Origin of the sequence: Blastococcus sp. KM273128 (assembly GCF_021698975.1) — a bacterium.
Classification (GTDB): domain Bacteria; phylum Actinomycetota; class Actinomycetes; order Mycobacteriales; family Geodermatophilaceae; genus Blastococcus.
In genome coordinates, this window is sequence record NZ_SSXA01000103.1 from 1 (window position 1) to 11,776 (window position 11,776).

The window sequence follows — 11,776 nt, forward strand, 5'->3', positions numbered from 1 at the left end:
CGGGGGCCGCCCGCAGGGCCGCCGGAGGCCGCGCGGGCAGGGCGTCCGGGAGCACCGCCGGCAGGAGACCCGTGCGCGGATCGTCGACGCCGCCACGGAGCTGTTCGACGCGCGTGGGTTCGACGCGGTGAGCGTCGTGGAGATCGCCCAGCGCGCCGGCGTGGTGGAGAAGACGGTGTTCAACCACTTCCCCGTCAAGGAGGGGCTGGTCTTCGACGCCGACCCGCCCATGCGCGCCGCCCTGCTGGCCGCGGTGCGCCGCCGGCCGGCCGGTGAGTCGGTGGCGGCGGCCGCCGGGAGCTTCGTCGTCGCCGCGGTGAGCCTGCTGGGCACGCCGGAGGCCGCCGACGGGGTGGCCCGCATGGCGCGGGTGATCCGCGGCAGCCGGACGCTGCAGGTGCGCGAGCGGGAGATCCTGGGTGAGCTCACCACCTCGCTGGCCGACCTGATCGCCGAGGAGACCGCCGCGCGCCCGGGACAGATCGAGCCGTGGCTGGCCGCGCACGCCGTGCTGGGGCTGTACGCCTCGCTGCTGGAGCTGGCGCGCGACCGGGTCCTCGACGGGGTGAGCGGCCCGGAGCTGGGCGCCGAGCTCCGCCGTCAGGGACGCCGCGGCCTGGCCCTCCTCCAGTTCGGCCTCGCCGGCTACGCCAAGCGGCGGTGACCGACCTCCCGAGCGGGGGCCGGAGGCCCTCCGAGGGAGGTCGGGGAGCCGCCCCTGCGAGGCGGCCCGCCAAGGCGGGCCCGGAGGGTCCCCGCGAAGGGCCGGCAACGGCTCAACCCAACCGGGGCACGGCACCTGGCCGCGGTCCAGATCACACAGTGATCTGAAGAGAACCCAGCAGCTGGTCGGCGCGGTCGCCGGGGAGTTCCGGGTCGCGCGTGAACAGCGCCACGGCGACCATGTAGCCGTCCTCGCCGGCCCAGCCGTGCCCGTCGGCGCAGAGCCGGCGGATGTGCTCGCGGACCTTGGGCTCGCTGCTGTACGGCCCGAAGTCCAGCCCCATCGCCAGGAAATTGACCACCCTGTAGCCGAGCTCCTCGGCCGTGCGCACCGTCGCCTCGGGGTCGGAGTAGCTCGCGACGGCGGTGATGACGTCGGTGTAGCCGACCTTGAGCAGCTGCAGCACCAGGTCGTTGCCGCGCACGCCACCCCACAGCTCGGGCATGAGGATGTCGCGGTCGGGGGCGGGGATGTAGGGCGGGTTGGAGATCACCGTGCGCGCCGGCCGGCCCCCCGCGGAGTCGGCCTGGTCGAAGAAGTCCCCGAGCTCGACGGTGTACCGGTCGGCGACGCCCCGGTCGGCGATGTTGGCGCGCGCCTGCTCCACCGAGGGGGCGCTGATGTCGTAGCTGCGCACCCGCAGGCCGGGCAGCGAGCGGACGACGTCGGAGATGGCGGTGGCGTCACCGGTCCCCAGTTCGTCGACCCCCTCCTCGTCCCACCCGAGCTGATCGCGGTACTGGCTGAGCAGCATGCACACCGAGAAGCCGTAGTGCGCGGACTCGTCGGTCGAGGAGAAGCAGGTCACCGCCGCCCCCTACCCCGGTGCGTTGCGCGCCACTCACCCGCTCACCCGCACCGGGGACGCGAGCACCCCGCACCTTCGGGGACGGCGTCAGCGGGCGGCCTCGGCCACGGCGAGCAGTTCCCGCGCGTGGGCCTGCCCGGTGTCGCTGTCGGCGAGACCGGAGAGCATGCGGGCCAGCTCGCGCACGCGGTCCTCGCCGTCGACCGAGCGGATGTCGGTGGCGGTGACCCCGGCGCCGGTGTCCGGCGCCTTGTCGACGACCAGGTGGGTGTCGGCGAAGGCGGCGACCTGCGCCAGGTGCGTGACGACGACGACCTGGTGGTCGCGGGCCAGCCGGGCCAGCCGCCGCCCGATCTCGCCCGCGGCCTGGCCGCCGACCCCGGCGTCGACCTCGTCGAAGACCATGACCGGCACCGGGTCGGCGCCGGCGAAGACGACCTCGATGGCGAGCATGACGCGGGAGAGCTCTCCGCCGGAGGCCCCCTTGTGCACCGGCCGCGGCGGCGCCCCCGGGTGGGCGGCCAGCAGCAGCGCTACCTCGTCGACGCCCTCGGGGCCGGGGTCGTCGGGGTGGCTGTCGATGCTGAAGGAGACCTGGGCGCTCTTCATCGCCAGCCCGGCGAGCTCGCCGCCGACCTCCGCGGCGAAGCCCTCGGCGGCCGCGCGCCGCCCGGCCGAGATCTCGGCGCCGAGCCGGTCGACCTCCGCCCGGGCGGCGTCCCGCTCGGCCGCCAGGGCCTCCAGCGCCTCGTCGGAGACGTCGAGCTGCGCCAGCCGGTGCGCGGCGTCCTCGGCCCAGGCCAGCACTCCGCCGACGCCCGCGCCGGGGTCGGCGTACTTGCGCACCAGCGCGGTGAGGGCGGCCCGGCGGTCCAGCACCTCGGCGAGGCGGGCGGGATCGGCGTCGAGGTCGGCGACGTAGCCGGCCAGCTGCCCGGCGACGTCGGAGACGACGGCGACGGCGTCGGCGAGGTCCTGGGCGAGCATCACCAGCGTGGGGTCGTCGGAGCCGGCGAGGGCGCGCTCGGCGATGGCCAGCGCCGCGGTGGCGTCCTGCGGCACCTCGCCGGCGCCGAGGTCACCGGTCACGTCGCCGACCAGCGCCATCCGCGCCTCGTCGGCCGCGGCGCGCAGCGCGTCGGCGTCGCTGAGCCGCTTCGCCTGGGTGTCCAGGGCCTCGTCCTCGCCCGGCTCGGGGGCGACGTCGGCGATCTCCTCCAGCCCGTGGCGCAGCACGTCGGCCGCCTGCGCCAGCTCCCGGGCCTGCCCCCGTCGGCGGTCCAGGTCGGCGGCGAGCTCGCGCCACCGCTGGTGCGCGGCGCGGTAGCGCTCCAGCAGGGCGAGGTGGTCGGCGCCGGCGTACCGGTCGAGCGCGCGGCGCTGCTCGGCGGGGCGGGAGAGCCGGAGCTGGTCGGTCTGGCCGTGCACCGCCAGCAGGCTCTCGGCGAGCTCCGCCACGACGCCGACCGGCACGCTGCGGCCGCCCAGGTAGGCGCGGGACCGCCCCTCGGCGCTCACGGTGCGGGCGAGGATGAGGCTGCCGTCGTCGTCGGGGTCGGCGCCGGCGTCGGCAGCCCGCGCCCAGGCCGGCGACTCCGGCGGCAGTTCCAGCCGGCCCTCCACCCCGGCCCGGCCGCTGGCCCGCACCCGGCCGGGGTCGGCCCGCCCGCCGAACAGCAGGGTCAGCCCGGTCACCACCATGGTCTTGCCGGCGCCGGTCTCCCCCGTCACCACCGTCAGGCCGCGACCGAGCTCGAGGGTGACGTCGTCGATGGCGCCCAGGCCCCGGATGCGCAGCTCCGAGAGCCGGCCCGTCGCCGTGCCCCGCGTCCGCTCAGGCGTCGTCGTGCGTGCCGCCACCGCTCACCTCCTGCGCCGGAGCCGTCCGGGCCGGGTCGTCGGCGGTGACCACCTCACGGGTGAGCACGTTACGGCTGGTGAACAGCTCGTGCCCGGGCCCGGCGTGCCGGGCGTCGCGGAACCCGCGGACCGGCAGGCCGAACTTGGCCACCAGCCGGTCGCCGAACGTCGAGGCGTGCACGCGGGCGATCCGCACCGGCCGGCTCGCGCGCCGCACCTCGACGCGACCACCGTCGGGGACGTCGAGGCTGCGGCGCCCGTCGGCCGACACCCGGGCCTGGTTGCCGTCAACGGGCACCGAGACGGTGACCACGGAGTTCGGCGAGGTGACCAGGGGCCGGGCGAACAGCGCGTGGGCGTTGCTGGGCACCAGCAGCAGCGCCTCCACGTCGGGCCAGACCACCGGCCCGCCGGCGGAGAAGGCGTAGGCGGTGGACCCGGTGGGCGTCGCGCACAGCACCCCGTCGCAGCCGAAGCTGGTCAGCGGCCGGCCGTCGATCGCGATGACGACGTCCAGCACCCGGGACCGCTCGGCCTTCTCCACCGAGATCTCGTTGAGCGCCCACGTGCCCCCGACGACGGCTCCCCCGCCGTCGACGACGTCGACCCGGATGGCGAGCCGTTCCTCGACCGAGTACTCGCACTCCTCGATGGCGGTGAGCGTCTCCTCGACCGCCTCGGGCTCGGTCTCGGCGAGGAACCCGACGCGGCCCAGGTTGACGCCCATGAGCGCCGCGTCGGTGTAGCGGGCCAGCTCGGCGGCGCGCAGGAAGGTGCCGTCGCCGCCGAAGACCATGACGATCTCGGCGTCCCGCGCCGCGCCCTCGTCGCAGGCCACCACCTCGGCACCGGGGATCTCCAGGTCCGGCGCCTCGTCGTCGAGCACCCTGACCCCGATGCCGCCGCGCAGCAGCCGCGCGGCGGAGGTGCGGGCCAGCTCGACGATGTCCCGCCGTCCGGTGTGCACCGTGAGCAGGACCCGCCGGGTCCCCTGCTCGCCGGGTGCTGCCGTGCTCGGCTCGCTCACTGCGGTCCCTCCTGGACTGCTCGTCGGACGGCGTCCTCCTCGATCGGCCCGGCGTCGGACCGCAGCCACAGGAAGAACTCCACGTTCCCGGCGGGCCCCGGCAGCGGGCTGGCCACCACGCCGGCGGTACCCCACCCCAGCGCGTGCGCCGCCCGGCCCACCTCGAGCACAGCCTGCACCCGGTGCTCCGGGTCCCGCACCACGCCACCGGCACCGAGCCGCTCCCGGCCCACCTCGAACTGCGGCTTCACCATCGGCAGCAGGTCGGCGCCTGGCAGGGCGCAGGCGGTGAGCGCCGGCAGCACCAGCCGCAGCGAGATGAAGGAGAGGTCGGCGACGACGAGGTCGACCGGCCCGCCGATCGCGTCGGGGGTCAGCGTGCGCACGTTGGTGCGCTCGTGCACCTGCACCCGCTCGTCGGTGCGCAGCGACCAGGCCAGCTCCCCGTACCCGACGTCGACGGCGACGACCTCGGCCGCCCCGCGCCGCAGCAGGACCTCGGTGAAGCCCCCGGTGGACGCGCCGGCGTCCAGGGCCCGCCGCCCCTCCACCGGCACCGGGAACGCCTCGAGCGCACCCAGCAGCTTGTGCGCCCCGCGGGACACCCACGACGGCTCGTCCGGGTCGGTGCGCACCACCACCGGGGTGCCCGCCTCGACGCCGGTGGCCGGCTTGGTCGCGGCCTGCCCGGCGACGGCGACCCGGCCCTCGGCGATGAGGCTCACCGCGTGCTCGCGCGACCGGGCCAGGCCGCGGCGCACGAGCTCGGCGTCGAGCCGGCTGCGACGGGCCATCAGCGCGGGTCGATCGTGCCGAGCTCGCCCTGCAGGCGCGCGTGCTCGGCCTCGAAGAGGGCGACGTGCTCGGACACGGGCAGCTCGTCGAGGCCGTCCAGCCGCCGGTTCCCGTCCGCGGGCGCCGGGTTCCCGTCCGCCGTGGCCGCGGTGGGCTCCTCCGGCTGCGGGCCGGCCGGCGGAGCCTCCGGGGCGGCGACCGGCGCGGGCCCCGGGCGGTAGGGCCCGGGCACCGGTCGCGGTGCGGTCGGCTCGGTCACGGAGCACCTCTCGGGGGAAGGGGTCGGATGGGCCGGGACGGGGCCGCGGGGGCACGCCGGCGTCTGCTGCGGAGGTTACCGGCCGGGCACGACGTCGACGGGTCGGACGGAGCAGCGCGATAGCGTCGGGCGACCGCACCTGCCGCCGATCCCGAGGGGGACCGCTCCGCGTGGCCACGATGGACCAGTGCATGACCGCCCTCTCGGGCGTCCTCGGCGACCTCGCCGCCAACCCTGCGGCGGCCGGCCTCGACCGCAGCCTGTCCTGCCGCCTCACCGACCTGGACCAGGTGGTGCTGGGGCGGCTGAGCTCCGGGTCGGTGAAGGACCTGCACGCCGTCCCCGACGGCCCAGGCGTGCCGAAGGCCGACATCCGGCTGACGATGACGAGCGACGACCTGGTGGCCCTGACCGACGGCCGGCTGTCGTTCGGCTCGGCGTGGGCCAGCGGGCGGATCAAGCTCGAGGCCGGCCTGCGGGACCTGCTGCGGTTGCGCAAGCTGCTCTGAGCCCCGGCGGGTCAGCGCGGGCCGCCCGACGGCAGGTGCCAGGCCTGCACGCGCGCGGCCGCGGCCGCCCCCTGCGCGAGCACCCGCGCCGGTACCGCGCCCTCGGGGTGGGCCGCCCAGTGCGCGACGCACAGCGTCCGCAGCCCGTCCAGGTCCCCCGGGTCGGTCCCGTCCCCGCTCACCGGGTCGGGGCCGCGGAGCTCCAGCACGTCGCCGCCCTCCGCCGGGCGGACCGTCCAGCCACCGCACCGCCACGTCCGGCCCTCTGCGGTGACCGGCGGGTGCGGGTGCAGGAGGCCGGAGGCGTCGGCGGCGAGCAGGTCGGGCCGCTGCTCCGGCCCGGCGGCGAGGAGCGTGGCCGGGTCGGTGACCCCGGAGAGCACCAGCAGGCTGGCCGCGCCGGCCCGCCGGGCACCCTCGATGTCGGTGTCCAGCCGGTCGCCCACCACCAGCGGGTGCGCCGCGCCGGTGCGGCGCACGCACTCGGCGTGCATCGCCGGGTCGGGCTTCCCCGTGACCAGCGGCTCCTGCCCGGTGACCTGCCGCACCACCCCGACCATCGCGCCGTTACCGGGGAGCGGGCCGCGTGGCGAGGGGATCGTGGCGTCGGTGTTGGTCGCGACGTGCCGGGCCCCGTCACGGACGGCGACGACGGCCTCGGCCAGCTGGGTCCACCCGACCTCGCGCCCGTAGCCCTGGACGACCGCGGCCGGCCGGTCCTCCGCCCGGGTGACGACCGTGAGGCCGGCCGCCTCCAGCGCGGCGGCGACCCCCGGGCCGCCGACCGGGAGGACGCGCGCCCCGGCGCCGAGCAGCTCCGCCACGACCGTCGCCGCCGCCTGGGAGCTGGTGATGACGTCACCCGGCTCGGCCGGGACCTGCAGCTCGGTCAGGTGGGCGGCCACCTGCTCGGGCGTGCGGGCGGCGTTGTTCGTGACGAAGCCCAGCCGCATCCCGTCGGCGCGGGCCCGGGCCAGCGCTGCGGGCACGCCGGGGACGGCGTCCGGTCCGACGTAGACGACCCCGTCGAGGTCGAGCAGGGCGACGTCGTACCGCTGCGTCGGCGGCTGGGGGCAGCCGCCGCCCAGCGCGGGCGGCGACGGGCGGTCGGGTCGGCCGGTCATGCGGACCCCCTCGTCCGACGGGCCCGGACCTCGCGCAGCGCCCGCGCGTAGTGCGCCCGGTCGGGGCGCATCGCGACGGCCAGCGCCAGCTGCTCGGCCGCGAGGGTGAGGTCCCCGGCGCGGCTGGCGGCCAGCCCCAGACCGAAGCGGGCGTAGTCGTCGGCCGGGTCGGCGGCGATGAGCCGGGTGAAGCTCTCGATCGCCTCCGGATAGCGGTGGGCGTCGTACTGCGCGCGGGCCAGCGCCTCCCGGACGCTGCGCGACCCCGGTTCGGCCTCCGCCGCACGGGCCAGGAGCGTCACCGCGGCGTCGGCGTGCCGGTCGGCGAGCAGCGCCAGGCCGCGGTGGTACCAGTCGTACACGCCACCGGCCGGCGCCTCGCGGTCCCCGCTACGGTCCTCCGGTGCGCCCGGTGCTGGCACCACCGCCCCCTTCCTCGACCGCTGCCCGACCCCGGCGTCCGCCGGTCCGGGAGGAGCCACCGCCGGTGGCGCTCCTACGATCTTCGTCGTGCTCTCGTCGTCGGTGGGACCTGATACGCCGTCCGGCTCCGGTCCGGGCCTGGAGGTCCGGCCATTCCGGGCGCTCACCTACCGGGACCGGGATCCCGGGCACCTGGCCCGCGTCAGCTCGCCAGCCTACGACCTGGTGACCCCGGCCGGCCGCGCTCGGCTGGCCGACGCGGACCCGCACAACATCGTCCGGCTGATCCTCCCCCAGGTCGACGGGCAGCCGCAGAGCGCCGGCGCCTCCGCAGAGCTGGCCGCCAGCACCCTCCGGGCGTGGCTCGCCGAGGGCGTGCTCGTCCGCGATCCGGTGCCCGCCCTGTGGCTCTACGAGCTGCAGCCGGCGGACGGCGGCCCCGCCACCGTGGGCTGGCTGGGTGCGGTGGCCCTGCCCCCTGCCGGCTCCGCCGCGGTGCTCCCGCACGAGGACACCTACCCCGCGGCGGTCGAGGGACGGCGCGCGCTGCTGGCCGCGACCGGCACGGACCTCGAGCCGATCGTGCTCGCCCACGACCCCGAGCCGGAGGTGGCCGAGGTGAGCGGGCGGGTGCGCCGGTCGACCCCGACGATGGAGCTGCGCGACGGCGACGGCGTGCTGCACCGGCTCTGGCGGGTGGACGACGGCGCGACGCTCGAGGCCGCGACGCGGGCGCTGTCGCGCACCCGGGCGGTGATCGCCGACGGGCACCACCGCTTCGCCGCGGCACGCGCCAACGCCGGCACGCACGGTGGCGCGGGATCGGACGCGGTGCTCGCGCTGGTCACCCCCATGGGGCCCGGTGGTCTCCGGGTCGACCCGATCCACCGGGTGGTGCCCGGTCTCCCGTTCGACGCCGCGGTGGCGGCGGCGGCCCGCGGTTTTGTCACTGCGGAGGTGCCGGTCGACGGGGCGGCCCCGGCGGCGGTGGTTGCCGCTGCGCGCACGTGGCTGGCCGATCCGGCCGAGCGCGGGCTGCTGCTCAGCGACGGCGTCCGCCTGGTGCGCCTGACGGCCGCCGCTCCGGAACTGCGCGCCGCCGTCCCGACCGAGGCACCGCCCGCCTGGCGCGACCTGGACGTGGTCCTCGCCCACCACGGGCTGCTGCAGGTGCTGTGGGCGCGACCGGACACCGCGGACGCCGTCGTGCTCGCCCACGGGCTGGAGGAGGCGCTGACCTCCGCCGTCGAGCGCGCGGGGGTCGCCGTGCTGCTGCGCGCCCCCTCGCCCACGGACGTCGCCGCGGTCGCGCGTGCGGGCGCCCGCATGCCCCGGAAGTCGACGCTCTTCGTGCCCAAGCCGCGCACGGGGCTGGTGCTGCGCCCGCTCGCCGGCTGAGCAGCACGGCACCGCGTCACGCCGTCTCGCCCGCGGCCCGCGCGGCTGATCGCGGGACCTTGCGCCCGCGCCGGCAGTTGACCTCGCACACCGACGCGGTGCCCGTGCCGGTGCGCCAGAAGCGCCGCTGCAGCGCGCCCTCCACCTCGACGACGTCGCCCGGTTGCCAGGCCGCGGCGCGACGCTGCAGCCCCCGGTCGTAGGTGATGCAGGTGAGGACGTCCACCGACCGGCCGCGCACGGTGGGCCCTGGCCTGCGCACCACCAGCCGGAAGCTCACCAGCGTGTCGCCGCTCGGCAGGTTGCGCAGCTCTGCGGGGGCGGACAGCCGCCCCCGCAGCACCACGTCGTTGCGATCGATCACAGCCACGGTCATGCCCGCAGCCTGCTCGCCGGAGGCTCCACCGGGGATCGGGCGGGCACATCTGTGGACGCGCCGCCCGGGTGTGGACGAGCCGGACGAAGCGCCGCGGGTCAGGTCTCCGGCTGGTCGTCCGTCGGCTCCGACCGGTCGGTCGGGACCGTCGTGTCGTCGCCGGTCTCACCGAGGAGTTCCGCGACCTCCGCCTCGACCTCCTCGGCGAAGGTCATCGCCCGGGTGCGGGCCCCAGCGTCACCGGTGAGCGTGGACGCCGTGAAGCCCGCATCGGCGGCGTCGTCCGCGCCGAGCTCGGCGTCGCTGAACTGGACCACGGGTGGCAGGCCCCCGGACAACTCGTCGTCATCGGCGGCATCCTCATCGGAGGCCTCGGCCTCGACGGACGGCTCGGCCTCGACGGGCAGGGCATCTTCGGACACCGCGTCCTCGGCGGGCACGTCGCCCGTGAGCATCTGGTTCTCGGCGGACTCGCGCGCCGGCTCCTCGTCGGCGACGTCTCCACCGGGTTCGGCCGTCTCGTCGAACTCGTCGAAGTGGACGCCCAAGTCCTCCCCGGCCAGCTCGGGGTCGATCGCCGCAACGGCCTCCAGCCACTGCACGGCGCGCTCCTCGTCGCCCTGGGTGCGCAGCAGGTCGGCGTAGGCCGCGGCCACCCGCAGCTGACCCGGGTCCCCCGCGTCCAACCTGGAGGGGGCCGGGCGCCCGCCGAGCGCGCGCTCCAGCACGAGCCGGGCTGCCGCGCCCTCACCGAGGTCCTGGCGGGCACCGGCCTCGACCAGGCGGAGCTCGACGGTCTCCTCCTCGTCGACGGCGTCGGCGAGCGCCTCGTTGACCAGACGGACAGCGACCTCTGGGCGCCCGAGCGCGCGCTCGCAGTCGGCGAGGACGGCCCGGTATCCCTGGTCCCCGCTCATGCGGCGGTAGGCGCGGAGCTCCCGGGCTGCCTCGGCGTAGTCGCCCGCGTGGTACGCCGCGACACCGACGGCTTCCCGCACGACGGCCAAGCGGGAGGCCCGGTCGCGGGCTGCGCGGGCGTGCGCGAGAGCGGTCTCCGGGTCCTCGTCGACCAGGGTGCCGGCCACGACGAGATGTCCCGCGACCTTGGCGGAGTTGCGCGGGTCGAGCCCGCGGAGAGCAGCGCGGATCGCCGGGTCAAGGTCTCGCGGGTCGGCCCACTCGGGCACCTCAGGACCAGCGGGCACCGGCGGACGCCGGTCCTGCGCGGGCCGGGTCCCGGCCGGACGCCGCTCCCGCCAGTCGCCCTGCGGACGGCGGTCCTGCCAGTCACCACGGGGACGGTCCGAGCGCTGCGGACGCTCACCCTGGGGACGACGGTCCTGCCACTCACCGCGCGGCCGGTCCGAGCGCTGCGGACGATCACCCTGCGGGCGACGGTCCTGCCAGTCACCACGGGGACGGTCCGAGCGCTGCGGACGGTCACCCTGCGGGCGGTCCGAGCGCTGCGGACGGTCACCCTGCGGGCGGTCCGAGCGCTGCGGACGGTCACCCTGGGGGCGACGGTCCTGCCAGTCACCACGGGGACGGTCCGAGCGCTGCGGACGGTCACCCTGGGGGCGACGGTCCTGCCAGTCACCGCGCGGACGATCTCCCTGCGGGCGGTCCGAGCGCTGCGGGCGCTCACCCTGCGGGCGACGGTCCTGCCACTCACCGCGCGGCCGCTCACCCGCCGGACGGTCCGACCGCTGCGGGCGCTCACCCTGCGGGCGACGGTCCTGCCACTCACCGCGCGGGCGATCCGACCGCTGCGGACGATCACCCTGGGGACGGCGCTCCTGCCAGTCACCACGGGGACGGTCCGGGCGCTGCGGACGATCACCCTGCGGGCGGTCCGAGCGCTGCGGACGGTCACCCTGGGGGCGACGGTCCTGCCAGTCACCACGGGGACGGTCCGGGCGCTGCGGACGGTCACCCTGGGGGCGACGGTCCTGCCAGTCACCACGGGGACGGTCCGGGCGCTGCGGACGGTCCCCCTGGGGGCGACGGTCCTGCCAGTCACCGCGCGGACGATCTCCCTGCGGGCGACGGTCCTGCCAGTCACCACGCGGGCGATCCGAGCGCTGCGGACGGTCACCCTGCGGGCGACGGTCCTGCCAGTCACCACGCGGCCGATCGCCCTGGGATCCACCTCGAGGGGCGCCCCCGCCGGCACGACGATCTCCAGGCGGCCGGGTGCCGCGGGACGTCGGCCGCCCTCGTCCGGAGTCGGACCCGCCGGGGCCGCGTCGCGGAGCAGTCATGAGTTCTGGGTACCTCTTCGCTCGACACCGCACACAGCTCGACGGCCGGCGGCGGACATGGAAAAAGCGAACGGGGGCCAGAGCACTCGCTCTGACCCCCGTTCGGTGAAGTATGTCCGGCGGCGTCCTACTCTCCCACCCCGTCTCCAGGGCAGTACCATCGGCGCTGAGAGGCTTAGCTTCCGGGTTCGGAATGTTGCCGGGCGTTTCCC

12 protein-coding genes and 1 rRNA gene are annotated in these 11,776 nt (G+C 76.8%); 3 read left to right on the forward strand and 10 right to left on the reverse strand.

Annotation, left to right across the window (positions count from 1 at the left end; translation table 11 throughout):
- On the forward strand, positions 1-664 hold a 664-nt coding region (locus tag E9529_RS19930), incomplete at its 5' end, for a TetR/AcrR family transcriptional regulator (protein WP_236833011.1).
- Between the two features lie 151 nt (positions 665-815).
- Here E9529_RS19930 and E9529_RS19935 read toward each other — a convergent pair.
- The 5 genes from E9529_RS19935 to E9529_RS19955 all read right to left on the reverse strand — a co-directional run bounded on the left by E9529_RS19935 (position 816) and on the right by E9529_RS19955 (position 5,473).
- Positions 816-1,532 (reverse strand): methylase, encoded by a 717-nt coding sequence (locus E9529_RS19935; RefSeq protein WP_236833012.1) that lies wholly within the window; start codon positions 1,530-1,532, stop codon positions 816-818.
- 87 nt (positions 1,533-1,619) lie between these two features.
- A complete protein-coding gene (recN, locus tag E9529_RS19940) occupies positions 1,620-3,392 on the reverse strand; it encodes a DNA repair protein RecN (RefSeq protein WP_236833013.1) in 1,773 nt (590 codons plus the stop codon).
- Positions 3,367-4,419: an NAD kinase gene (locus tag E9529_RS19945; protein WP_236833014.1), complete on the reverse strand. Its 1,053-nt coding sequence runs from the start codon at positions 4,417-4,419 to the stop codon at positions 3,367-3,369. The genes recN and E9529_RS19945 overlap by 26 nt, the downstream gene beginning before the upstream one ends.
- Complete coding sequence (locus tag E9529_RS19950) at positions 4,416-5,213, reverse strand: TlyA family RNA methyltransferase (protein ID WP_236833015.1); 798 nt, start codon at positions 5,211-5,213, stop codon at positions 4,416-4,418. The genes E9529_RS19945 and E9529_RS19950 overlap by 4 nt, the downstream gene beginning before the upstream one ends.
- The gene (locus tag E9529_RS19955) at positions 5,213-5,473 is read right to left on the reverse strand and encodes a hypothetical protein (RefSeq protein WP_236833016.1); all 261 of its coding nucleotides are present in this window, start codon (positions 5,471-5,473) and stop codon (positions 5,213-5,215) included. Before E9529_RS19955 ends, E9529_RS19950 begins: the two co-directional genes overlap by 1 nt.
- Before the next feature lie 191 nt (positions 5,474-5,664).
- On the opposite strand from E9529_RS19955, the gene E9529_RS19960 reads away from it, so the two are divergent.
- The gene (locus E9529_RS19960) at positions 5,665-5,982 is read left to right on the forward strand and encodes an alkyl sulfatase C-terminal domain-containing protein (RefSeq protein WP_236833017.1); all 318 of its coding nucleotides are present in this window, start codon (positions 5,665-5,667) and stop codon (positions 5,980-5,982) included.
- A gap of 11 nt (positions 5,983-5,993) precedes the next feature.
- On the opposite strand, the gene E9529_RS19965 is transcribed toward E9529_RS19960, so the two are convergent.
- Positions 5,994-7,106, reverse strand: a complete 1,113-nt coding sequence (locus E9529_RS19965) for an HAD-IIA family hydrolase (RefSeq protein WP_236833018.1) — start codon at positions 7,104-7,106, stop codon at positions 5,994-5,996.
- The gene (locus tag E9529_RS19970; protein WP_236833019.1) at positions 7,103-7,528 is read right to left on the reverse strand and encodes a tetratricopeptide repeat protein; all 426 of its coding nucleotides are present in this window, start codon (positions 7,526-7,528) and stop codon (positions 7,103-7,105) included. Before E9529_RS19970 ends, E9529_RS19965 begins: the two co-directional genes overlap by 4 nt.
- A 103-nt stretch (positions 7,529-7,631) precedes the next feature.
- On the opposite strand from E9529_RS19970, the gene E9529_RS19975 reads away from it, so the two are divergent.
- Positions 7,632-8,927, forward strand: a complete 1,296-nt coding sequence (locus E9529_RS19975; protein ID WP_236833022.1) for a DUF1015 domain-containing protein — start codon at positions 7,632-7,634, stop codon at positions 8,925-8,927.
- 16 nt (positions 8,928-8,943) lie between these two features.
- Here the strand turns inward: E9529_RS19975 and E9529_RS19980 are convergent, their stop codons facing one another.
- From E9529_RS19980 to rrf, 3 genes are all read right to left on the reverse strand, one after another.
- The gene (locus E9529_RS19980; RefSeq protein ID WP_236833020.1) at positions 8,944-9,303 is read right to left on the reverse strand and encodes a single-stranded DNA-binding protein; all 360 of its coding nucleotides are present in this window, start codon (positions 9,301-9,303) and stop codon (positions 8,944-8,946) included.
- Between the two features lie 98 nt (positions 9,304-9,401).
- Positions 9,402-10,508, reverse strand: coding sequence for a lipopolysaccharide assembly protein LapB (locus E9529_RS19985; RefSeq protein ID WP_236833021.1), 1,107 nt, complete (start codon positions 10,506-10,508; stop codon positions 9,402-9,404).
- A gap of 1,170 nt (positions 10,509-11,678) precedes the next feature.
- Positions 11,679-11,776, reverse strand: a 5S ribosomal RNA gene (gene rrf, locus E9529_RS19990); the annotation flags it as partial.

Bases quoted from the DNA above. Each gene is read 5' to 3' on its own strand.
- E9529_RS19950 (WP_236833015.1), bottom strand. From the start codon at position 5,213: ATGGCCCGTCGCAGCCGGCTCGACGCCGAGCTCGTGCGCCGCGGCCTG.
- E9529_RS19960 (WP_236833017.1), top strand. From the start codon at position 5,665: ATGACCGCCCTCTCGGGCGTCCTCGGCGACCTCGCCGCCAACCCTGCG.
- E9529_RS19965 (WP_236833018.1), bottom strand. From the start codon at position 7,106: ATGACCGGCCGACCCGACCGCCCGTCGCCGCCCGCGCTGGGCGGCGGC.
- E9529_RS19980 (WP_236833020.1), bottom strand. From the start codon at position 9,303: ATGACCGTGGCTGTGATCGATCGCAACGACGTGGTGCTGCGGGGGCGG.